The sequence below is a fragment of the bacterium genome, from assembly GCA_030583725.1.
Lineage (GTDB): Bacteria > Patescibacteriota > Microgenomatia > UBA8517 > UBA8517 > JAUYMM01.
The window spans coordinates 471,124-494,980 of record CP129472.1; the positions used below are offsets into that span (position 1 = coordinate 471,124).

26 protein-coding genes are annotated in these 23,857 nt (G+C 35.2%); 1 reads left to right on the forward strand and 25 read right to left on the reverse strand.

Translation table 11 applies throughout. The annotated features are described in order from the left end of the window. Positions 1–16: 16 nt before the first annotated feature. A complete protein-coding gene (locus QY322_02685; GenBank protein ID WKZ25273.1) occupies positions 17–2,080 on the reverse strand; it encodes a hypothetical protein in 2,064 nt (687 codons plus the stop codon). After that, the gene (locus tag QY322_02690; protein ID WKZ25274.1) at positions 2,049–3,779 is read right to left on the reverse strand and encodes an alanine--tRNA ligase-related protein; all 1,731 of its coding nucleotides are present in this window, start codon (positions 3,777–3,779) and stop codon (positions 2,049–2,051) included. The genes QY322_02685 and QY322_02690 overlap by 32 nt, the downstream gene beginning before the upstream one ends. Before the next feature lie 61 nt (positions 3,780–3,840). Here QY322_02690 and QY322_02695 point away from each other — a divergent pair, with 61 nt between their 5' ends. Further along, positions 3,841–4,065, forward strand: coding sequence for a hypothetical protein (locus QY322_02695; GenBank protein ID WKZ25275.1), 225 nt, complete (start codon positions 3,841–3,843; stop codon positions 4,063–4,065). A 2-nt stretch (positions 4,066–4,067) separates the two neighbouring features. On the opposite strand, the gene QY322_02700 is transcribed toward QY322_02695, so the two are convergent. The 23 genes from QY322_02700 to QY322_02810 form a co-directional block, all read right to left on the reverse strand. Next, positions 4,068–4,304 (reverse strand): hypothetical protein, encoded by a 237-nt coding sequence (locus tag QY322_02700; GenBank protein WKZ25276.1) that lies wholly within the window; start codon positions 4,302–4,304, stop codon positions 4,068–4,070. A 21-nt stretch (positions 4,305–4,325) separates the two neighbouring features. Continuing rightward, complete coding sequence (locus QY322_02705; protein ID WKZ25277.1) at positions 4,326–4,946, reverse strand: helix-turn-helix domain-containing protein; 621 nt, start codon at positions 4,944–4,946, stop codon at positions 4,326–4,328. A gap of 18 nt (positions 4,947–4,964) precedes the next feature. Continuing rightward, the gene (locus QY322_02710) at positions 4,965–7,055 is read right to left on the reverse strand and encodes a DNA translocase FtsK (GenBank protein WKZ25278.1); all 2,091 of its coding nucleotides are present in this window, start codon (positions 7,053–7,055) and stop codon (positions 4,965–4,967) included. A 52-nt stretch (positions 7,056–7,107) separates the two neighbouring features. After that, on the reverse strand, positions 7,108–7,401 hold the full coding sequence (locus QY322_02715; protein WKZ25279.1) for a hypothetical protein: 294 nt from the start codon (positions 7,399–7,401) through the stop codon (positions 7,108–7,110). Positions 7,402–7,432: 31 nt separating this feature from the next. Beyond that, the gene (locus QY322_02720; GenBank protein ID WKZ25280.1) at positions 7,433–9,076 is read right to left on the reverse strand and encodes a ribonuclease J; all 1,644 of its coding nucleotides are present in this window, start codon (positions 9,074–9,076) and stop codon (positions 7,433–7,435) included. 26 nt (positions 9,077–9,102) lie between these two features. After that, positions 9,103–9,684, reverse strand: coding sequence for a uracil-DNA glycosylase (locus tag QY322_02725; GenBank protein WKZ25281.1), 582 nt, complete (start codon positions 9,682–9,684; stop codon positions 9,103–9,105). Beyond that, positions 9,677–10,291, reverse strand: coding sequence for an HAD-IA family hydrolase (locus QY322_02730; protein ID WKZ25282.1), 615 nt, complete (start codon positions 10,289–10,291; stop codon positions 9,677–9,679). The genes QY322_02725 and QY322_02730 overlap by 8 nt, the downstream gene beginning before the upstream one ends. Further along, complete coding sequence (locus QY322_02735) at positions 10,288–10,713, reverse strand: metallophosphoesterase family protein (GenBank protein ID WKZ25283.1); 426 nt, start codon at positions 10,711–10,713, stop codon at positions 10,288–10,290. Before QY322_02735 ends, QY322_02730 begins: the two co-directional genes overlap by 4 nt. Positions 10,714–10,725: 12 nt before the next feature. Further along, entirely contained in the window at positions 10,726–11,775 is a 1,050-nt protein-coding gene (locus tag QY322_02740; protein WKZ25284.1) for an AAA family ATPase, read from the reverse strand. Positions 11,776–11,850: 75 nt separating this feature from the next. Continuing rightward, positions 11,851–14,196 carry a polyribonucleotide nucleotidyltransferase gene (locus QY322_02745; protein WKZ25285.1) on the reverse strand — a complete coding sequence of 782 codons (2,346 nt, stop codon included), beginning with the start codon at positions 14,194–14,196 and terminating at the stop codon, positions 11,851–11,853. Positions 14,197–14,226: 30 nt separating this feature from the next. Further along, entirely contained in the window at positions 14,227–14,496 is a 270-nt protein-coding gene (gene rpsO, locus QY322_02750; protein WKZ25286.1) for a 30S ribosomal protein S15, read from the reverse strand. 159 nt (positions 14,497–14,655) lie between these two features. Further along, positions 14,656–14,793, reverse strand: coding sequence for a hypothetical protein (locus QY322_02755; GenBank protein ID WKZ25287.1), 138 nt, complete (start codon positions 14,791–14,793; stop codon positions 14,656–14,658). Between the two features lie 2 nt (positions 14,794–14,795). Further along, the gene (locus QY322_02760; GenBank protein WKZ25288.1) at positions 14,796–15,725 is read right to left on the reverse strand and encodes a hypothetical protein; all 930 of its coding nucleotides are present in this window, start codon (positions 15,723–15,725) and stop codon (positions 14,796–14,798) included. After that, positions 15,715–17,106 (reverse strand): GTP-binding protein, encoded by a 1,392-nt coding sequence (locus tag QY322_02765; protein ID WKZ25289.1) that lies wholly within the window; start codon positions 17,104–17,106, stop codon positions 15,715–15,717. The genes QY322_02760 and QY322_02765 overlap by 11 nt, the downstream gene beginning before the upstream one ends. A 30-nt stretch (positions 17,107–17,136) precedes the next feature. Next, positions 17,137–18,207, reverse strand: a complete 1,071-nt coding sequence (nusA, locus tag QY322_02770; protein WKZ25290.1) for a transcription termination factor NusA — start codon at positions 18,205–18,207, stop codon at positions 17,137–17,139. 125 nt (positions 18,208–18,332) lie between these two features. Beyond that, the gene (locus QY322_02775) at positions 18,333–18,839 is read right to left on the reverse strand and encodes an NUDIX domain-containing protein (GenBank protein WKZ25291.1); all 507 of its coding nucleotides are present in this window, start codon (positions 18,837–18,839) and stop codon (positions 18,333–18,335) included. A 34-nt stretch (positions 18,840–18,873) separates the two neighbouring features. Beyond that, positions 18,874–19,776: a DnaJ C-terminal domain-containing protein gene (locus QY322_02780; protein WKZ25292.1), complete on the reverse strand. Its 903-nt coding sequence runs from the start codon at positions 19,774–19,776 to the stop codon at positions 18,874–18,876. 18 nt (positions 19,777–19,794) lie between these two features. Continuing rightward, the gene (locus tag QY322_02785) at positions 19,795–19,980 is read right to left on the reverse strand and encodes a hypothetical protein (GenBank protein WKZ25293.1); all 186 of its coding nucleotides are present in this window, start codon (positions 19,978–19,980) and stop codon (positions 19,795–19,797) included. After that, positions 19,977–21,890, reverse strand: coding sequence for a molecular chaperone DnaK (dnaK, locus tag QY322_02790; protein WKZ25294.1), 1,914 nt, complete (start codon positions 21,888–21,890; stop codon positions 19,977–19,979). Before dnaK ends, QY322_02785 begins: the two co-directional genes overlap by 4 nt. Positions 21,891–21,894: 4 nt before the next feature. Continuing rightward, positions 21,895–22,377 carry a nucleotide exchange factor GrpE gene (gene grpE / locus QY322_02795; GenBank protein ID WKZ25295.1) on the reverse strand — a complete coding sequence of 161 codons (483 nt, stop codon included), beginning with the start codon at positions 22,375–22,377 and terminating at the stop codon, positions 21,895–21,897. Next, positions 22,374–23,096 (reverse strand): hypothetical protein, encoded by a 723-nt coding sequence (locus QY322_02800; GenBank protein ID WKZ25296.1) that lies wholly within the window; start codon positions 23,094–23,096, stop codon positions 22,374–22,376. The genes grpE and QY322_02800 overlap by 4 nt, the downstream gene beginning before the upstream one ends. A gap of 42 nt (positions 23,097–23,138) precedes the next feature. Beyond that, a complete protein-coding gene (locus tag QY322_02805; GenBank protein WKZ25297.1) occupies positions 23,139–23,537 on the reverse strand; it encodes a type II toxin-antitoxin system VapC family toxin in 399 nt (132 codons plus the stop codon). A 5-nt stretch (positions 23,538–23,542) separates the two neighbouring features. Then, a complete protein-coding gene (locus QY322_02810) occupies positions 23,543–23,815 on the reverse strand; it encodes a hypothetical protein (protein WKZ25298.1) in 273 nt (90 codons plus the stop codon). Between the last annotated feature and the right edge of the window lie 42 nt (positions 23,816–23,857).

Sequence of the window (23,857 nt, forward strand, 5' to 3'; positions counted from 1 at the left end):
TTTTAAAGTAAATCAACTACTCTTCAACGGCAAAACTCACTGTCATTCTTTTGGGTATATGGGGAAGAGTTCCCAGCTTACCGGGGAATAACGGTTTTATTTTAAACTCTGCCTTAGTAAATCCTGTAATACTAGAGAAGTAGTCCTCGGCAAGTTCAGGGTATTTACCTGCTATTTTCTTTGCAATTTCACCCTCGTCTATGTCTGGTAACAGATTTGCCGTTACTCTTACATTAAAGAGGTCATCTTCAGCCATGATTTCGTATTCAATCTGATCATCTTTTAGAACAAAATTCGTAGGAATCTTGTCATTTAGTATTTCTTTAGATTTGGCTAAGAGTTCATCTTTAGAAATGGATATAATTTTAACATCAAGTTTCAACGACAATTTGATAGATGTGGCCTCATCACCAACTTTATTACTAAACTGTTCGTCACGAGAAACAATTTCAACTGACGAGTCAATAAGTATCTGATTGGAATCAAGTTTTTGTGAAATTTGAGATTTTGCGTCATTTAGTAATTCTTCTGTTAACTCATCTAGTATTTTCTTTCTATCGCTTTCACTAACTGCCGAAATTTGACGACTTGAACCACCACCAAAACCATCAAGGGAAATGGCATCAACCTCAGCTTTTGGATAATTCCCCACCTTAAATATCTCGTCTTTGGATATGTTATATTCTGAACCAATACTTCCCGCTTCCACCTCTATTTCTCCAGTTCCAGGATTTGATGGAGACAATGCACCAGAGATAGATGCTGAACTTAAAGTTACAAATTTTAAATCTGACGAGGACAACAAAGTACTTCCCGCTGCTAAGTTGATAGGAAAGGCTGTGCCATTTTGAACCTTTACCTTACCTTTTGACTTTTCTCCAACAGTTTTTGTGCCAGTTGTAGAAATAGTTTTTTCACCACTGACGCTTATCTCATTTTCACTAGTCTTAATACTTGAATCTGACTGTATCTCTATATTCTCCTCAATTTGTTTTGGTGAAACATATATGGTCACCACAGCTTTAGGTAAAAACCACCACAAAAGAAAACTTGCCACAACTAAAGTCAGGGCTCCGGAACCCGCAACTACCAACATCTTGTTGTTTAAATTTAGTTTAGGCATTTTTATACTAGGCCTACTAAAAGTGGTTAGACCTTTAATTTTATTTTTTAAATCAGGAAGCTGTATTTTTTGGGTTATTGGAAGATCTGGTTCTTCTTTGACAAAACCCAACTCTTCAGCAGTCAGTTTATTAGGCTCTTGAATGTTTTCAACCTCTTCTGATTCCAAACTTTCAACAACTGTTTCATCAGGCAGTTGACTGTCTTCAACACCACCAACAGCCCCCAGTTCAGATCCACCAGCTAAGGCAACTGCAATTATCTTTTTCTCTGGGTCAAAAACTTCTATCTTTGGCGTATGGATAAACTTGCTTTGACCTACTTTTTCCCAATCCGAGTTGTTTAAAATTTCTTTAACATCTTCTAGTTCTTGCTCTTTCTGGTTATACAAAACGATCCTAGAAGGAAAATTTTCAACTGTATCTTTTAATCTTGTGAGTCCTTCCATTAAATCATCTTCCACCGAAACACTTCTTAAAACGTTTGTAACACCAGATAAAGTTCCCAAATTAAATATTGCAATTTCTATATTCTGGTCACTAAGTCCTAAGACTAAAGCATTAGTGTCGCCATGATCTTCACTTTTAAGAAAGTGGGAGATAGCTTCAGAAAGTACTACAAAACCAGAGGGAACAAGTGATAGCTTCTCACAAATTACTTTTAACTCCTCAAGTTTTTCAGGTTTTATGTTTCCATCTTCTATCCAGTTGTTAGATAAACCGAATACCGTCCTACTGGGATCCATTGACTCTTCAGGTAAAAACTGTGAACAAGCGGATAGTGAAGTATCAATTGCTTCCAATAAATTGTCTTCCCAACGGGTTGGTGGAGATTTTGCGATAACTTCTACCTTACCATCTTTTATTTGCCAGACGGCAGAAGTAATCCATTCCGGCTCAATTAAAAGAGCCCAAAAATTCTCTGTATTAGGTTTTTGTTTTTGAAGAAAGTCCAACATATATTCTGATTACGCCGGAGCCAATTTTCTCCTGCTTAATCATTCTAACATTCCCAACAAGTTTTGTGCTAGTAACGTGAGGTCCACCACAAATTTCTCTTGAAAAATAGTCTTCATTTGAACCTATTGTGTACATTTTTACCTTTTCACCATATTTTTCAGCAAAAAAATGCAAGGCACCTTTTTCAATTGCATCTTCTGGAGTAGTCTCTATAAATGTAACAGGTAAGTCTTCATCAACCACACGATTGATTGTGTCAAAAACATTAGTTACCTGTTCCTCATTTAATTTTTCAGAATATGAAAAGTCAAATCTAAGTCGGTCTTTCGTAATATGACTTCCTTTTTGAGAAACTACGTCACCCAAAACTTTACGAAGTGAGGAATGTAATAAATGTGTTGCTGTGTGTAATTTAGTTGTTTCTTCCGAAATGTCTTCAAGCCCACCTTTAAAAATTCCAGTTGAGAGACTTTTTGAAGCTGTTCTGTGTTTTTCAAATTCATCACCAAATTCTTTTAAATCTACTTTTTGTCCTTTGTCGGTAAACAACTCAATCGTAAGTTCAAGTGGAAAACCATATGACTGATACAAGTCAAAAGCAATTTTACCTGTAATTTTTTTGACTTTTTTGATTTCTTTTAAACCATTATCCAGACTTACCTTAAACTTCTTTAATTCCTCCAAAATAACAGTATTCCTAATCACCTTGTCTACATCGGAAAATTTTATAGCCATTCTTCTTATTAGTCTTCTTAATATGTATCCGTGCATTTTATTTGAAGGAACTACACCAGCATTAATTAATGCTTCTGATGCCCTTAAATGATCTGCAACTATTCTAAAATTCTTTTTCTCATCTTCATACTTTTTACCTGTAATTTTTTCCAACTTCATAATTGTTGGCCAAAAGATATCAGTTTTAAAAACATCTGGGTCATTATTTAATGCAGCGGTTATTCTTTCCAGTCCACCACCGAAATCAACATTTTTTTGTGGAAGTTCTTCAAGACTTCCATCTTTCATCTTTTTGTACTGAATAAAGACTGAGTTACCAATTTCTAAAAACCTACCACAGTCACAATTTGGGTGGCATTTTTCACTTTTAAATTCACTATTTTCGTGTAATTTTAGCTTTTCTCCAAAGTCAAAAAATATTTCAGAGTCTGGTCCACCAATTTCACCTTCAGGCATTTCATCAGGTGTTCCGCTTCTACTCCACCAATTCTTTTTTACACCATATTCAAAAATGTGATTTTCAGAAACCCCCAGATCTTTCCAGATATTGAAACTTTCGGTGTCTTCTGGAACTGAGTCATTACCCTCAAAAACTGAAACATATAGCTTTGCTGGTGAAAGTTTTAATTCTTTTGTTAAAAATTCCCATACCCAAGGTAGCTGTTCCTCTTTAAAATAATCACCTAAACTCCAGTTGCCCAACATCTCAAAATAAGTGGTGTGTCTATTGTCCCCAACCTCTTCAATATCTTGAAGTCTAATTGAAGGCTGGCTGTCAACTAGTCTGGTCCCGTCAGGATGTTTTTCTCCCATTAAATATGGAACTAGGGGTTGCATACCTGAACTTGTAAAAAGGGTTGTTGGATCTTTTTCTAAAACAAGTGGAGCAGGAGGAATTATTTTATGCCCCCTTTTTTCGAAGAAACGCAAATATTTTTCTCGGACTTGATTACTTGCAATCATAAACTGAATTATATATCTAAATTTGACACCTATCTAGCTGGGATTATAATAGTTGTATCATATGGAAACTTTAAAGGTACGTGGCATTATACTTAAAGATGCAGCATACGCAAAGGCTTTGGAAGCTCAAGGCCTTATCAGCACCGAAGAACTTGAAAAAAAACTCCCAAATTTGGATCCTGGTACAATAGATTTGATAGGGGCGACCGATATGCGAAGGCGTAATTTACACAAGCCAATTATTCCTCAAGTAATACGTTTAATCCAGGGGTTTAGAAAAAAATAAATCTATTCTTGTCCATGGGTAGTTATACTCTTATCTCTTTTAAACATTTCTGCAATTCCTGTTAATCTTTCAGGTCTTATGAGACCTCCACCCAAAACTGCATCTTCTAAAATGGAGTTTAGTCTTTTGACTGATTTTCGTAAATCTAAAATTATAAAAACAACTTGTATACCAACTATCACCAACAAAACTGTTAAAGAGATAACTACTATAACTAATAGTCTTTGTACTGAATCCATATTGTTATATTATACTATCGTTCATTCTACATTAATATTAACTATTTTTTCAGTTGTTTTTCCTGATCTTGAAACAGCAATGAATTTTAAATTGTTGGTTTCAGGAGTTATCTGAAGTTCTGTTGCGAAATTGCCTTCTTGGTCAATTATTATTGGTTGGTTATTAATTGTTAAAAATACATCAGTTGTCGTTCTACCTGAAACTGAAACTTTATTATTTAAAACAACTCCATTATTTTTAGGAGAAAATATTTCTAAATTTGGTGGTTTTATAAATTTAAAATATTCAAAGCCCAAGTAACTTAAAACCATTAAGACCAATAACGTTACACCTAAACCAAAAGCGAGCTTTGGTGACCAAAAAAAATTGGTCTTAACGTCTGGTTTTGGATTAATTGGTAACTTTTGAGGCGGATAATCTCGTCTTAATATTGCATTGGCATTTTCTGGAGGAATGTCTAACATAATTGCCAAGTTTCTAACAAATCCTGAAACTACAGGAAATGCAGGTAATTTATCCCAAGCATTCTCTTCTATTAATTTTATAAACTCAATCTTAATCTTTGTCTCTCTTTCAATTTCACTTAAACTAATTTTTTTTAAGTTTCGAGCCGTTTTTAATATTTCCCCAATAGTGTTCATATTTGTATAAAAAAACTTTTACTTACTAAATGAAGCCAAAAAGTCATCTGCATTTTTAATTAAAACTTCTCTCGGTTTTGATGAACCATCGGAGACTGCAACCACTCCAGCATCTTGAAGTTGGTCAATAACACGAGCAGCCCTAGCATATCCAATTGATAATTTTCTTTGCAATAAAGATGCAGACGCTCTATCGTATTGGCAAACCACCCTTACAGCTTCTGCAAAAAAGTCGTCTGTATCACCAGTTACACCTGGTACTGGAGCTTTTCCAGATTTGGTCATTGTTGTTACCTCTTCAGTATATTGAACAGGAACACCTTGATTTTTAATAAAACTAACAAGACCTTTGATCTCAGCGTCATTTACAAAAGCACCCTGAATTCTTGCAGGTTTTGCCTGATCTGGTGGTAAATATAACATATCTCCCTTACCTAATAGTTTTTCAGCACCTTGTGTATCTAATATAACCCTTGAATCAACTTGCGATGACACAGCAAACGCAATTCTAGTTGGAATGTTTGCTTTAATTAATCCCGTTATGACGTTAACCGACGGTCTTTGAGTTGCAAGTACCATATGTATTCCAACTGCACGACTCATTTGAGCAATTCTTGTAATTGCATCTTCAACTTCAACTGGAGATAGAAGCATAATATCTGCCAACTCATCGATTAATAAAACAATGTAAGGTAGGGCTTGAAAGCCACTCATCTCATTATAACTATCTATATTTCTGGCCCCAGCCTGTGCAAACAACTTATATCTTCTGTCCATTTCTCTAGTTAGCCAACGAAGAGCTGATAAAACTTTATCTGAATCCACAATGACGGGGGACAATAAATGGGGTATTTCATTATAACCAGTTAGCTCAACCCTTTTAGGGTCAACCATAATAAATTTAACTTCAGACGGACTTGCCCTAAACAATATTGATGCTAGAAAAGTGTTAACCGCAACAGATTTTCCAGAACCAGTTTGTCCTGCAATTAAAACGTGGGGCATTTTACCTATGTCTGCAATTACCGGCTTTCCTGAAACATCAAGGCCTAATGCAACTGTTAATTTTGATTTTCTATTATTCATCTCATCTGACTCTAAAATTCTCTTTAAAGGAACAAATTCTGGAGATTTATTTGGAAGCTCTATACCAACCAAATTACGTCCTGGTATTGGAGCCTCGATTCTGATAGTCCCTGTTGGCGCAGAAAGTGCAAGTGCGAGGTCTCGCTCTAAAGCTGTAATTTTAGATAGCTTAGTACCAAGTGCAACTTGGATTGCATACTGTGTAACGGCAGGTCCCAAATTAACCTCTACAATGTTGGCTGAAATTCCAAAAGATTCTAGTGTTTTTTCAATAATATCTGCATTTCCATTGATATCACCCCTATCAACCTTACCTAGAGCTTCATCAGATAATAAATCTAGGGATGGATATTTCCAGATAGCATCTTCACCTTTAATGTTACTTACAATTTTTTCTTCTAGTGGTTCTTTTGGTGCTACTATATCTAGTTTTTCTGTAGAAGTTGAAACACTAGGACTGCTACCTGAAATTTTAAAGTCTTTTCTTGGCAGCATCTTACCCCCACCAGCAGAATTCTGTCCAAATATGTATGTTTTTATTGTGGAAAACATATGAGCCACATGTTTAAAAACTGCGTCAAATGAAGTATTAAACATAATTACAAAACCTGTGAGTAAAACTCCAAGAAAAATAATAATAGCTCCAATCGGCGTAACTAAAGTAGAAACACCATCCCAAAAGACTAAACCCAAATTACCTGACCTCCCCATACCAGAAAGAGATAAAAACATTAACAACGAACCAACAATGACATTGGGCTGTGAGATTGGAAGTTTTATTCTACTTAGTAAAAACGAAAAAGATAGAAATATAAAAGGCAAGAAAATTGTAGCAAAACCAAACATCTCCATTATGATGTCGTTAAACCTTACAAGAACCAAACCACGCCTTGAAAAGGAAACTATGATAAGTAGAGCAACTGCAAGAAAAAATATTTGTGCAATTGTTGCAACAGTCTGAGGTTTAAGTTTTAGTTTATAAGCCCTCTTGTCTATCTTTCTCTTTTTGTGTTTCCTTGCCATATGATAATTACATCATATCAACTTTTACAATTTGTAGCTAGTTGAAAGATTATTATTCTTTAGTGGAAGCACCTAATTTTTTTGCCAACCTTAGTAACCTCTTGGCTTTATTTTTTTCAAAATCTCCAGCATTTGGTGCCTGGGCTTCTACTCCCTCGACAGACTTTATTACAACTTCCGCATCAGCAAGTTTTTTCTTCGCCTCACGCAAGGCGGCTTGCCTAATAACACCAATGATTTCATTTGGAGTTAGCTTTTCATCTGCTATGTGACTAACAAACTCACCTATCCCAACACCACTAAGATAGCCCAAAACCTTACTGCTAGGCACCTTCTCTTGTTTCATGGGGCAATTTTAATCCAGAAGTCTATAACTGTCAAACTTCAACAACAATTGGAATAATCATAGGGCTTCGACCTGTTGTTTTGAAGAAATAACCTTCTAAAAATTTTATAGCGTCTTCTTTAATCTTTTTGGAGTTCAAATTACTGTGTGTTTTTAAGTGTTTCATCAGCCTTTGCATTGCGTCATTTAAAAGCCCACCACTAATACCTTCAAACACAAATCCCTTAGTTACAATTTCTGGATTACCCAAGACCTTACCACTTTTAGTTGCTTTAAAAACTACAACTGCCATACCTTGCTTACCTAAAAGTGTTCTGTGTTCTAGGACAGTCTTTCCAATGTCCCCAATCCCCAAACCATGAACCATAACTTCTTTAACTTTTACTTTTTGACCCCTTCTGGCTGTTCCATTTTCAAATTCTATAGAATCTCCAGGTTTTAATTTAAATACTTGAGATTTTTGCTTACCTGTTGAAACTACAAGTTTTTCATATGAATGCATATGTTTTATAGTTCCACCTGTTGGTATAAAATATTTAGGTTTTGCTATATCAAAAAGCATTTTGATGTCTTCCTGTCCACCATGACCAGAAACATGTAAGCCTTCTTTTAAGTCATAATAGTGAACATCGACACCGCGGTCTATAAGTTCATCTATTATAAAATCTTGGCTCTCTTTTGAATAAGGTGGGGCAGGGTTTGCTGAAAAAATAAACATATCTCCATCAGAAATTGAAAATCTATCATCGTCGTCTGTAGCTAATCTGTAAACAGAACTGCCAACTTGGCCATAACACCCAGCCACAATATATAATAGGTCTTTTGGATGCATTCTTTTGGCCTTTTTAAGATCTACAACTTGGCTATCCAAATATTTTAAATACCCAAGCTTATGTGCAGATTCTGTTTTTTGTTGAATAGATCTTCCAACAAAAACTACTTTTCTATTTAACTTAACTGCAACATTGATCATTTGTTGAAACCTGCCAATTGATGATGACATGGCACTCATAAATAGTGCGTTTTTGGCATTCTTAGCAATATTTAAAATTCTTTCTTCAACAGGAACAGCGCTTGGTGCAAATCCTGGTTCGTTTGACCCTAAACAATCAGAAATTAAACAAATCACATTACCCTCTGCAAGTTTTCTGGCCCTATCTAGGTCAAAAGAGTGACCGTCAACAGACTCTTGATCAATTTTGTGTTCAGGGACATGCATAATTTTCCCCTCTGGTGTTTCTATTGCAAAACCAACAGTGTCTGGAACCGAGTGAGTAACTTTAAATGGAGATATCTTAAATGAACCTATTTGGAAAGTATCCATATCCGAATTGAAAGTATTGATTTTAAAGTCAGTAATTCTATTATCTCTAAATTTCTCTTTTAAAAATTCTGCAACCAGAGGAGCGCAGTAAATTGGTGCATTTACCTGTTTTAATAAAAATGGTAATGCTCCAATATGATCCTCATGGCCTTGAGACAAAACGATAGCTTTTAGTTTGTGTTTATTTTTAACAACATATGAAAAGTCTGGAATAACAAGGTCAACTCCAGGCATTTCTAAATCAGGAAAACCTACACCACAATCAAGGATAAACATTTCATCCTTGTATTCGTAGACATTTAAGTTTTCTGTAACCCCTGTCGTTCCAGAGAGTGCTATGAAGCGTACCATTTTTATAATTCTTAACCTATATCATATCACGAAAAAATAATTATTCTTGTTAGAGTTTCTTTTAAAGCAAGAAAATCTTGTTTTTCTGCCTCTAGAATCTTCCCATTTCTTAAAGATGCTGCTGGATGATACATAGGTATAACAGTTATCTCTTTACTGTTCCACACAATATTGTGTTCTTTACCATGAACCTGAGATATGAATACTTCAGGCAAAAACTTTGCCATGGAAAACCTGCCTAATGTAATTATCACTTTTGGGTCAATTATTTTAATAATCTCGTCTAAATACTTACCATAGCTTTCAATTTCATTAGGTAGTGGATCTCTGTTTTCTGGAGGTCTATGATGAACAATGTTTGTAATGAAAACTTTTTTTCGCTCGAGTCCTGCAAGTAATAGTAATTTATCCAACAATTTTCCCGCTTGACCAACGAAAGGCAAACCTTGTAGGTCTTCCTGTCTCCCTGGGCCCTCACCCACAAAAAGAATTTTTGCCTCAGTGTTCCCAGAACCAAAAACTAACTTATTTGCAATTTTTTTAAGTGGGAGGGTTTCATCCTTTTCCATTTCATCTTTAAGATTGTGGAGTTTTTTGTAATTATTCATATTTAATACCAAAGTCAATTAATTTTTCTTTGAAGTTAGTAAAGTTATCATACAGAAGTGTATTAAAACCCATTTTGCTTGCTTGAACTGTATTCTTTTCTCGATCATCTACGAATAAACTTTCCTCAGGGATTATCTTTGATCGATCTAATAATATTTGAAATATATCCTGATTTGGTTTTGAAACACCAACCTCACAAGAGGCAATAATCATTTCAAAAAAATTGTCTAGACCATATTTTTCCCTTTTAAACTCGTAACCCTCTTTGAATATGTTGGTTAAAGCAAGTATTTTGTATTTTCTCTTCAGATTCGGTAATATATCGTACGGTTCTAAAGTACGAGTCCTAGATTTGTATATTTTAAAAAGCTCTATCGACAAACCCCCATCTACCTTTCCAGATATTTCTTTCTGAAAATTATCGTAAAACTGAAAAATTGTCATTCTTCCCTCTCCCACTTCGTGCCAGTATTTAACCCAAGCGTCATGAAGAACTTGATCGGATACTCCATACCTTTCCTTTATTTCCTTATTATCAAACAAGACCCCAACGTCATCATCTGTTAGTACAACTCCACCAAAGTCAAGAACAATATTTTTAATCATATATTTATGAATTCTACCATTTTGGTTTTGGTATCAAAAATTGCAAAATTTATTCCATTTTCCAAAGCTCCAGGATTTATCATATTTCCTATCTGTCTTTGTTGATGGTTGTGTCCACAAAAAATAACATCAAATTTATCTTTATCTGTTTTTACTTTTTTAATATTATGGACTAAACCTATTTTAATATTATCAATTTCAAGTTCTACAAATTCTTTAAAATCAAATCTTGGATCTATATCTGCATTACCCAAACAAGAATATAATGGAATACCACAATCTGTAACTATTTTTATGCTGTCAAAGTTATACCAATCTCCAGTATGAATAACTGCAGAGGCATTAATTTTTTTTGCAAAGCCCATAACATGTTTTATATTTGCAATATTTCCATGGGAGTCACCAATAATTAAAAGTTTCACAAAGTTATTCTACTACAACGGAAGGAATTCTTTTACATTTGCAGTAGTGACATGAAATGTTGTTCCTTTTCCTTCAACAATTGCTCTTGCAACTTTTCTGACAACTCCGCCAATTGTTCTTTCCATTGTACGAATTCCAGCATCATATCCAAAAGGTCTGACTAGGTTTGCCCAAACTTCATCATCAATTTGTAGGGTTTCTGGGGTTAACCCTGCATCTTTTAAAGCTTTGGGGAAAACATATCTTTTTCCAATGGTTATTTTTTCTTCATCAGAATAGCTAGGCATCATAATTGGCTCAATTCTGTCCATAACTGCGGTTGAAATGTTTGTTGTATTGTTCGCTGTAGCTATAAAGATACACTCAGAAAGGTCAAATGGATAATCTATATAATGATCTGAAAACGCATGATTTTGCCCAGGGTCTAAAAGTTCAACCAACACACCCATAATAGAAGCTCTGCCCTGATCTGTTACCCTGTCAATTTCATCAAGAAGTATTACAGAGTTTTTAAATTGTGTATCTTTCATTGCTTTAATAATTTTTCCAGGTTCTGCTTCAGGATGCATCTTGGACTGACCACGCAGGTCAAGAGGGTCTCCCATACCTCCAAATGGAATACGCGCTATTTTTCTTCCCAGGGCTTCAGCAATGGAAAAGGCAATTGTTGTTTTTCCAGTACCTACAAGACCTACAAAGCAAAGAATTGGAGCACGATATATATCTTTTGCTTCTCCTTTTTCTTGTTTTAGTTTCATTACAGCCAAATATTCCAAAACCCTTGATTTAATATCTTCCAGACCATAGTGTTTTTCATCCAGGATTTTCTTGGCATTTACTAAATCTAAGTTGTCCTGTGATTTTTGAGTCCATGGCAGACTTGTAATCCAACCAATGTAACTATCCATTCTGTCATACTCAGGCAAGAATGTTGGAGAGTTAGTTAATTTTTTAAGTTGATCCAAACGTATAGAAACAGATTTTTTTAAATCTTCAGGTACAGAAGAACTGGCAACTTTAGTTGACAGAATATCAATTTCTTGAAAGGCAGTATCTGACATTATTTAATTGTAACATTGAACCATAGAAAATTGAATGAGAATTGCAAATTGAAAGATTAAAAAATAGACGAAGTGTTATCTATCCCCGCCTTGATCAGTCTGAAAGTATCTTGAAGTTGGGAAATGAGGTCCACTGGATCTACCATTTTGGCCCCTGTCTCCACCTCTATCTACATTACCCCTGTCTCTGTTAAATCCACCAGTCCTTGGTCCTCTTGAAAATCCTCCTGATTGAGGTCTTCCACCTCTATCCCCACCACCTCTAAATCCTCCACTTTGTGGCCTTCCACCTCTGTCATTACCTCTATCCCCACCACTTCTTCTTTCTTCTTTTGGTTTGTCGGTTGCAGGATCCATTCTCATAGATAAATTTATTCTGCCCATTTCATCAACTTCTTTAACCCTGACTTGTACTTTTTGCCCAATTGTAACAACATCATTAGCGTCAGCTACATATCCTTCCGCCATATCTGAAACGTGAACCATTCCATCTTTTCCAGGTAAAATATTTACAAATGCTCCAAATGGCATAATTCTTACCACTTCACCTTCATAAATTTCACCAGATGTTGCCTCTTTACCCAATCCTTCAACATACTCAATTGCCTTTGTAATTCCGTCTTTTTCAATCCCTGAAATTGCCACACTACCATCATCTTCAACATCAATGTGTGTCCCTGTATCTGCCATCAACTTCTTAATAGCTTTTCCTCCAGGACCAATTAATTCTCCAATCTTATCGACTGGAATTTTAACCATAGTAATCTTTGGTGCATACTTACTTACTTCAGCTCGAGGTTTATCAATTGCAGAAACTACTGACTTGAGCATTTCTGCGCGTCCCGTTTTTGCCTGTTCAAGTGCCTTTTCTAAAATACTTGGTGTTAAAGTTAATGTTTTAACATCTAGTTGAATTGCAGTGATTCCTTTTTCTGTTCCAGCAACCTTAAAGTCCATATCGCCGTTAAAGTCCTCAATTCCCATAATGTCAGAGAGAATTGCAACATCTTTTCCTTCAATAATTAAACCCATTGCAATTCCTGAAACAGGAGCCTTAATTGGAACTCCCGCATCCATTAAAGCTAGGGATGAACCACAAACAGATGCCATTGAAGTTGAACCATTTGAACTCATAACTTCTGAAACAACACGAATTGCATATGGAAATACTTCTTCTGTTGGTAAAACCGGCATTAATGCTTTTTCAGCAAGAGCTCCATGACCTATTTCGCGTCTACCCACTCCACCAACTCTTCCCACTTCACCTGTAGTAAAAGGTGGCATTGAATAATGATGCATATATCTTTTCTCTTGTTCACCTTCTGCCGTTTCTAGAAGTTGTCCCATCTGAGTTGAACCTAATGTAGCAATAGATAATACTTGTGTTTGACCTCTAGTAAATAGTCCTGAACCATGTGTTCTAGGTAAAAAACTGACCTCTGAGTTTAATTTTCTAATTTCTGTTAATTTTCTTCCGTCTGGTCTTATTCCTTTTTTCAAGATTTGTTCCCTGATGTAATCTTTTTTAAGATGATCAATTATTTCAGTCACCCATTTTTTGTCTTCAATTTTTTCAAACTTTTCTGAAACTGCTTCAACTAATAATTTAAACTCATCTGAAGATCCTTCATGGGTGGCCATATTTTTGACAAGTGCTGGTATCTGGTCTTTGACTAATTTCAATACTTCTTTTTCTAACTCTTTTGATGGTTTGTCTTCAACATAAGTATCTCTTGTAACCCCAACTTCTTTTGCAAAATCTTCAAGTGCAGAGTTAATTGTTTGAGCTTCATCAAATGCCATTTTTACACCGTCAACAACTTGTTTTTCACTTACTTCTTTTGCTCCAGTTTCAATCATTAGAACTGCATCTTTAGTAGATGAAACAACTAAGTCTAAAATTGATTCTGAAAGTTCAGTATTTGTAGGATTTACAATGTATTTATCGTCTTTAAGCCCTAAATTAACAACCCCAACAGGACCAAGCCACGGAAGATTACTTGTGTGTACTGCGGCTGAAGCTGCAATAGCACCTACCATTGACGGCATATTTTCACCATCAACAGAAAGAACAGAAATAATTATCTGTACTTCTTTTTTATAAGTTTTTGGGAAGAGTGGTCTAATTGACCTATCAATAAGTCTTGCTACTAAAATTTCTTCATCTGTTGGTCGACCATCTCTTTTGACCCATCTTGATCCTTTAATTCTTCCACCTGCATATAATTTTTCTTGGTATTCAACAGATAATGGAAAATAATCTAGTTCTTGTTTTAATGGTGCTGATGTAACTGTTGCCAAAACAACAGTCTCTCCCATTTTAACCAACACAGCACTATCCGCTTGTTCTGCTAGTACCCCTGTGGTTAATGTAATTTCTTTTCCACCTAATTTGAATGTCTTAACTAATCTTTTATTCATTTAAACTATATTTTTCTCTAATTGAAGCTGTTACTTATTGAGACCAAGCTCTTTAATTAATGCTTTATATCTTATTTCGTCTTTCTTCGCCAAGTATGACAGAAGTCTTCTTCTTTTTGCAACCATTGAAAGTAAGCCACGTCTACTATGAACATCTTTTTTGTGTTCTTTTAAGTGTTCTGCAAGTTTGTTTATCTTGGTAGATAAAAGTGCAATTTGAATTTCTGGAGATCCAGTATCACCCTTTTCTCTTGCAAACTTTTTAATTAATTCTTTCTTCTCGTCAATTTTTAATGCCATATTGTTCAGTCATGTATGGTCAAAGCATTATTGCCTCACCATCATCGAATATTTGTATTATATCAGGCAAGTTTAGATTTTACAAAGGGGAATTAAGATTTATATATAAGATTGCATACAATCTTGGCCTTTTTCTTAATCTCACTTATCACAAATTCTCTAATTGTAACTTGTGTAAACGGTTTGGATCCTGCTGGGGGCATTTGTTCCATTATTTTTAGGATCCACATCTCTTCGATATATGAAATGACCAGTAGATATTTCTACTTTTTCCCATTTGTTGTTTTCAGTTGTCATAATTAACTTAAACTAGTTCCCGTAAAAATCTTTGGTTCAGACCATGCGGCTGGAATTTCTTGGTTTAATTCCATTTCTGCTTCTTCTGGTGTCATTTGTTTTCCTTTGGAGGCCTCTGCAAAAATAGGTTCTGGTGTCTTACTAATTGTTTGTACTTGAGCAAAAGGTTTATTTGGTATTGATCCATTTGGATAATTTTTGGCAGGAATAATTTTTGGCATTCTTTTTCCACCAAGTTTAAGGAGTTCTGCAACAATTTCAAACGTCTCCGCTGTTACCTCACTACTTTGAAAACCCTTACTTTGTTCTTCAATGCCGATAAGTAAGTTTGTGGCAATGTCTTGGTCAACTACTAATGCACTTTCTTTGATTAAACTAGCAACAATTTCTGAAGTGGAAGATGCAGGCCTTGCATATGACAAAACAGACAAGTCACTTGAAGTTATTTCTAAAAGTCTTGTCCCTATATGAACCATTTTTGTCTTTTGTAACTCTTCTCTTTTTGTTTCTGGAAAGTGTGAGTCATTAGCCCCACCCATTAAAATTACTAGATCTCCAGATACTCCAGAATAGTCAACTTTAACCTGCTCTACTGTGGGAGAGTTAAAACCTGATTTTGGACTAATTGTTAACTTAAATTGTCCATTATTGATGTCATAACTAACTTTATCCACACTATTGGCATCATAATTAACAAGGCTAATATCTAAGTTTTTACTACCTATATCTGAAGCTATTTTATCAACACCAACCAACCTTGAAAATTCTGCGGTCATTGGGGCAGAACAGGCGATCACGGCCTTTTTACCAGAGGCATTGAGTGATAAATACAACGAAAGGGCACCTGAAACCTGATCTAAAAATGGTTTATTTGGCAACAAAATTAAAATTTCGTTGGCAGAAGTTATAAGTGAAGTAAAACTATTTTCCATCTCTCTTTAGGGCTACTATAGCATCTCCTGCCTGAAAATCAAGTTGTGGAGCAAAGAATATTCCACATTCTTCCCCCTGTGATACGCCAGGAACCTCAATCTTTTGTTTTTTTATCGAAATAATTTTAACTTTTCCAATTTCTTTTTCATCCCTCATTAACCTCGTGTCAGACGTTTTTTCAATTCTTCCTGATAGGACCTTGCACCCTGCAACTCTTTTACCATCAAATGGAAAGTCAGCCAGAATTTGAGCCTTTCCTAACACCTCAACCATACCACTTTTTACAATGTCCGTCAGCCTTTGCAAAAGCTCGTAAATTACGTCAAACCTCTCCAACCTAACACCATCAAGTTCGGCTAACTTTTTAACACTTGATGAAATCTTACTTTCAAAAACATAGATTGATGCGCCATTTGCCTTCGCGTTTAACACATCTGACTCAGTAACATCACCAACAGTTGATTCTATAACTGCAAATTCTTGTGGGATTGATGATACTAAAGCCTCCAATGACCCTGCATTATTTGCTTTTAAGTAAATAGGGGTTTTAGATTTATCGATCTGACTCCTATGGTTTGAGGTTTCGTTATTTTTATTTACTTCTTTATCTGTTATTACAGCTCCAACTTCAGGCAAACCTTCAAAACCCAGAATTCTTACGGGTTCACCAGGTAATACTTCCTTAACAGGTTTGTTTTTATCATCAAAAAGACCCTTAACCCTGCCTTTAGCCAAGTCTGAATAAATATCTTTACCAACACTTAATTTTCCATTTCTAACAACAGCTGAAACCATATTTCCACCCTTTTCTTTAGAGGTTTCTATGACCACTGCCTCTAATTCCATTTCACTATCACCCTCAATAATACTCACTTCTGCTAGAAGATTGATTAAGTCCAATAAGTCAGTTAGTTTTTCATTTTTCTTTGCCGAAACCCCTATGTATGGAACTTGACCACCACGGCCTTCAAAGAAAATTCCTTCTTTTTCAAGTTCTGCTAAAGCTGTTTCAATTGTTGAAGTTGGTAGGTCAGTTTTTGTTAAAACTACGATAAATGGAATTTTGGTTTCGTTAATTAAATCTATTGCTTCTTTGGTTTGAGGTTTAATTCCACCAGTTGAATCCAAAATTAAAAGTGCAATGTCAGCTAATTTTGACCCACGAGATCTCATATTTGAAAAGACTGCATGACCTGGAGTGTCTATAAAGGTTATTTTTTTACCATCTTTAGTAGTAACGACAGAAGCACCGATTGACTGAGTTATGCCACCAGCTTCTCCTGAAGTAACGTTGGTTTGTCTTAATGCATCAAGAAGTGAAGTCTTACCGTGATCTACGTGCCCCAAAACTACTACTATTGGTTGTCTTTTTGTTTTCATATATTTTTGTTCTTAAGCTACTTGTTTGTATCATTCTTGTGATTTTTCAGGTAACTCATCTTCTAGTTTTTGATCTGATTGTGTATCTTCAGTAACATTTTCTTTAATCTCTACACTATCTATTTCATTGATAGGTTCAGCGGGTGCTCCTAAAATTTCAATTTTATATCCAGTCAATTTACTAGCCAAACGTACATTCTGGCCATCTTTACCAATAGCTAGTGATAATTGGTCATCTGGAGCTGTAACTGTTGCTTCTAGAGTCTTTTTAGATACTTTTACTTTCAAGTTCTCTGCAGGAGCCAAAGCTAATTTAATCAACTCTGCGGGATCATCATTCCATGGGATAACATCAACCCTTTCCCCACCCAGTTCATTGGTAACTGCTTGAACCCTAACACCCTTTTGACCAACACAACTTCCGACTGGATCAATTCCCGCTTGAGCTGAATAAACTGCAATTTTTGTTCTTACTCCAGCTTCTCTTGAAATTAATTTTATTTCAACAGAGTTAGCACCAATTTCTGGAACCTCTCTTGCAAAGAGCTTAACTACGAACTGACTGTCACTACGAGAAAGAATGATTTCCTTGCCCTTAATTGTTTCTCTGATGTCTTTAAGTAAAAAGGTAAGCCTTTGACCTAATGACAATCTTTCTGAAGGAACCCTTTCTTCTGCAGGCATGAAACCTTCTGTCCTACCAATATCAACTCTAACATTGGGACCATCAAAACGAAGTACAATCCCAGAGACTAATGAGCCAACTTTACCCGTGAATTCTTCCATAATTACTCCTCTTTCAGCTTCTCTAATTTTTTGATGAATTACTTGTTTTGCAGTTTGTGCAGCAATTCTTCCAAAACCAGGAGGGGTTACATCTTTCCCATCCACCAAAACTTTTGCACCACCATCCAAAGAATCGATTTGTGCGTCCATTACTACTTCTTCTGGGTATTCAATTCCAGCTTCTTTCTGATCACGTCTAAAAGCTGCAATTATTGCTTGTTTAATAGCATCTAGAATAACAGAAGCATCAAGCCCTCTTTCTTGAGCTATTGCCTTTAGAGCTTGGTTAAATTCTGTTCTTGGTTGATTATTCATAGCTATTTTTTACTTGGTCAATTTTATATTTTAACAAAAATGGCGGGTTATCCCCACCAGAATTGAAGTTTACAACATCACGGAGATTTAATCAATCTAAAATTATGGATTTTATAGTTATTCTTCTATTGTAGATCAATTAATTTTCTTGCTTCCTCTAAAAAAGCCAGATCACGCTGTTGTATAAACCAACCTTCGTAGTCTTTAGGTTTGTCATTTTTTAAAATCTTGATTGCTTCATCCAACGTAAACCATGACATTTCAAAACCTTCACTCACCTCACCTTTGTCAAAATGTGGTTTTCCTTTTTTAATAACTTTTCCAATGTAACAATATGAAGTTTGAAGTTGAAACCATTCAAATTTAGATCTATATTCAGTAATCTTACCCAATTCTTTTTCAATCTTGGCCATACATCCTGATTCTTCATAAACTTCTCTGACTAAAGCTTCGGTCTTACTTTCTCCTTTTTCAATTCCACCCCCTGGTATTTTATGGTAATTCATCTTTGATGCAAAAACCACAGGAGTTAAACCGTTTTTATCCAACAAAACCGCCCTAACTGCAAATCTTTTCTTTACAGATTTACTTTTTAACAATGGTGCATCTTCAATATGTTTTATTAGTTTCATGATATTTTAGATAATATATTGGCCAAAAAGGAAATTATAATCCTTCTTCTTTCAAATCATCAATTATTCTTTTTTGTGTTCTGTTTAGTTTTTCTGGAACTAGTATATTTATTTTTACATATTGGTCACCTTTTTGTTTGTGATGTGGATTTGTAGCGCCTTGCCCCTTTAATCTAATCATTGTTCCAGATGCAGTCCCATTTCTTATTTTTATTTTTACTTCCTTATCAATAGTTGGAACTTTAATAGTCCCACCCAAAACAGCCATTGAGTAGGGAATTGTTACATTTATATGGATATCATCCCCATCTCTTTCAAAAAATTCATGAGGTGTTACATTTACTGATAAAGTAAAGTCGCCAAAGTTAATTTTTGTACCTTCATCAACTCCTGCAGGAATTTTAATTTTTCTTAATCTTCCCTCTATATCAAATTCTTTTTCTACACCCTTTACTGCTTCCATGAAAGTAAGCTTGACTGAATACCTTGGTATCTGTCTTACTCTTTGGCCACCAAAGGGGTTTCCACCACCAAAAAAACTTTCAAAAATATCAAATGGGTCTCCAAAATCTACGTTACCAAAGGGGTTCCCACCCTGAGCACCGAAGGGCTGACCACCGCTTGACGACCAAGTATATGTAAATGGTGAACCTTGCCCTGCTCCCGCAAATGGATTTCCACCCCTTGACCCCATTCCACCTGGGGAAAATGCATCATGGCCATAGTTGTCATATGCACTCTTTTTATTAGAATCAGAAAGAACTTGATATGCTTCATTTATTTCTTTGAATTTTTTTTCTGCTTCTTCTTTGTCAGCACCTTGATGTCTATCAGGATGCCACTCCAAAGCTTTTTTTCTGTATGCATTTTTAATTTCTTGGCCACTGGAAGTTTTAGTTACTCCAAGTAAATCATAGTAATCATTTTTTGTAGCCATTGGCTTATTCTACTCTAGCTAATTGAATTTAGGAAGGATTCTTAAAAAAAATTTCTTTATTTTTTCATCTAATGTGTATGCCGGATAACTTTCCATAAGAGTTGTGTAGTCAATATCCCCCGAAACCCACAACTTTAATTTATTTTTCCATATTATTCGTTGAGGGTCTTCTGGAACTAATTGTGCCTTAGTTTCTATCGTCATTCAACAACTTCCCCTTCTTCAACTTTTGAATCATTCTTTTTCTTCTTTTCATCGGTTTTTTCTTCCTCTTTTGGTTCTTCTGCCGCTGGCTGACCATCTCCTGCTGGTGGTGCTTGATTAGCATACATTGCTTGCCCTACTTCAGACAAAGTTTCTGAAAGTTCTTTTGTTTTTGCTTCTAAGTCCTCTTTTGATCCAGTTTCAAGAACCTCTTTTAGTGCTTTGATTTTTTCTTGTACTTTCTCTACTGCTTCCTTTGGAGCTTTGTCTCCTGCATCTTTAATTGCTTTTTCTGCCATGACAATTGTTGAGTCTGCAGTATTTTTAGCTTTAATGGTTTCTGCTTTCTTTTCGTCTTCTGCCTTATTTTTCTCTGCATCTTCTTGTGCTTTTTTAACTTCTTCATCTGTTAGCCCAACAGAACCTGTAATTTTAATATTTTGTGTTTTTCCAGTTGCTTTATCTTTTGCGGTTACTGTTAAAATTCCATTTGCATCGAGGTCAAACATAACTTCAATCTGTGGCACACCTCTTGGAGATGGTGGAATACCATCAAGTACAAATCTTCCAAGAGCTTTGTTGTCATTTGAAAGTGGTCTTTCTCCTTGGGTTATGTGAATTTCAACTTGTGTTTGATTATCAGCTGCAGTTGAGAAAACTTCAGTCTTTGATGTTGGGACAGTTGTGTTTCTTGGAATCATTGGTGTTGCAACTCCACCCATTGTTTCAATAGCTAAAGTTAATGGAGTAACATCTAAAAGAAGGATATCTTTAACATCTCCAGCTAAAACTCCCGCTTGAATTGCAGCTCCAATTGCAACCACTTCATCAGGATTTACTGACTTGTTTGGTTCTTTACCAAAGAATTTCTTTACTTCTTCTTGAACTTTTGGCATTCTAGTCATTCCACCAACCATAATTACTTCATTAATGTCAGATGCTTTAAGACCTGCGTCTTTTAATGCATCTTCAACTGGTTTAATAGTTTTTTGGATTAGTTCTTCAACAATTGCTTCTAACTTTGCCCTTGTTAACTTCATTGTTAAATGAAGAGGTTGGCCATCTTTTTGAGTTATATATGGCTGATTAATTTCAATTTCCTCAGAAGCTGTTAATTCAATTTTTGCCTTTTCTGCAGCATCTCTTACTCTTTGTAGTGCTTGCTTATCAAGCCTTAAGTCCATTGAATTTTCTTTTTTGAATTCCTCTGCAATATAGTCAACTATCTTTTCGTCAAAATCATCACCACCTAAGTGTGTATCACCATTTGTGGATTTAACTTCAAAAACTCCATCTCCAAGCTCTAAAATAGAAATATCAAAAGTGCCACCTCCTAAATCATATACTGCTATCTTTTCTGCCTTTTTCTTGTCTAGGCCGTAAGCGAGCGCAGCCGCTGTAGGCTCATTGATTATTCTTTCTACTGTTAGTCCCGCGATTTCACCTGCTTGTTTTGTAGCTTGCCTTTGTGAATCATCGAAATATGCAGGGACTGTGATAACTGCACGATCTACTGTTTCTCCCAAATACTTTTCTGCATCTTTTTTAAGTTTCATTAAAACACGAGCTGAAATTTCTTGTGGGGTATAGACTTTGCCATCAATCTCAACGTCAGCCATACCACCTTTACCTGAAACGATTTTGTAAGAAACCATTTTTTGAGTTCTGGTAACTTCCTTGTCTTCAAACCTTCTACCCATCAACCTCTTAACAGAAGAAATAGTGTTAGTTGGGTTTAGAATCATCTGACGCTTGGCAACATCACCAACTAAACCCTTTGCAATCTCAATTACTGAAGGTGTAGTATTTTTTCCAGTATCAGAAGCACTAATAACCTTAGGGCTACCACCCTCCATTACTGCTACACAACTATTTGTTGTTCCTAGATCTATACCGATTATTTTTGACATATTATTATGCTTCCTCCTTCTTTATGAATTTAAAGACTTTTACTCTTGCATGTCTTACGGTAGTGCCGTCTTGGTATTTCCAACCAGATTGCACAACTTCTGAGATACTATTATCGTCCAATTCTTTGTCAGTTTCAACTACCTCTGTCACCTCACTTGTTAATTCGTTAAATTGATCTCCAACTTGAATTTTTATTTCTTCAAAACCTTCTTCTTTTGCTAAGGTTTCAAGCTGGCCAATAATTATTGATATGCCACCATCTTTGAGGTGTTCCTGTGCTTGTTTTAAGTTGTCAACTATTGGCAATATTTTAGTCATAAAAGAAATGCTTGACAGTTTATACATTGTACCCCTTTCTTCTTCCGTCCTCTTTTGTAAATTAGAATAGTCTGCCATTGCTCTCGCAAGTTGGTTCTTCATAGCATCAAACTCTTCATTATTTATCTTTTTATCATTTGTTTTTTTAGTATTCATTTTCTTAATCATTGCATTATTTCCTCTAACATGTTTCTATAATATCTTATCATTGGTACAACCGTAGAATAAGACTGTCTTACAGGTCCAATTACTCCTATTGCGCCATTTTTATTTTTAACCTTAAAATGAGCAGCAACAATCCCCACAGGTAAGTTTCTTAATCCCATATCTTCTGCAAACAAGACATCGTATGTCGTCTCAATTGGGAACCTATTAAAGAAAAAGTCCATTAATACTTCATCCTCGTCAATAAAATCAAATAACGAGGTGCAAGATCTAACGTCACCAAACTCTGGATATGTAAAAATGTTTGAATAACCAGCCTGCCAAACAGAACCATCTTCAGTTGCAGCAATTGCCATACTACCTGTCCTATCTGCTAGAGAATGTGTTAGTTCGTCTAAAAATTTGTTTAAGTTTTCTCTTTCGTCCCAAACCTCTTCTTTGGCCTTAACTTCATCTGCTAAGCTCATTTGTTTTTCTTCCATCAACTGATCTACATAGAATTTCATTGCTCCTGACGTTGGAATTCTTCCTGCTGAAGTGTGGGGTTGTTTTAAAAATCCAGACTTTGTAAGAAGATTCATCTCATTCCTAATGGTAGCGGGGGAAACACCTAGGTTATATTTTTTTTCTAACTGACTAGAACCAACAGGTTCTGCTGTCTCTATATACTCATCAATTAAAGCCTTTAGTATCTGTGTTTGCCTTGCACTAAGTGAGTTCATCTTAGCAGTAATATAACAAGAGTGCCAACAGTTGTCAAGAGGTTAATTTGGGTATATCAAGAGGTTTGGAATACGTGAGAAGTGGTTAGTGTTCCTTGTAATCAAAGTTATATTGTTAACCATTGCTGTTGCACCAATTATCAAATCAAAATCTTCAAGCCTTGTGCCCTTTTTCTCTAAGTCTATTTTTAAATCAAGAAATTTATCTGCAATTTTTAAATCAAGATCAAGTATTTTTATATCTAACTCAATTATAAAATTTGTAAATTGTTTAGTTGCCTTAGTGGGGTCTTTTAATTTTCTAATTCCATATGTTATTTCAGACCAATTGATAATGCTCATAAAAAGACCTTCTTTTGAAATACTAATGATTGAAGAAAGATAATCACTTTTATTATTTAAGTGATCAATAATTACATCGCTATCAAGTAATAGCCCCATCTTGTTTAATCAATAAAATTAAATTTTTTCCTAAAACTCTTTGCATTTTTTTCTATCACTTTTAATTCTTTTTTATCCCACACACCCGCATATTTAGCCATAATTTCAGATCTAGAAGGAGAACTTGTTGCTGGAGCCACCACTTTAATAATTTTAATCATGGGTTTACCCATTTTTTCAACAATTATTTCATAATCGTTATAATAAGCGAGGTTCATCAACTCACCAAAATTCTTTCTAGCCTCATATGCAGATATTGTTTTTAAATTCTTCAACATAACTAGTCAAATTGTACAATTTGACTAGTTGGTTGTCAAGTA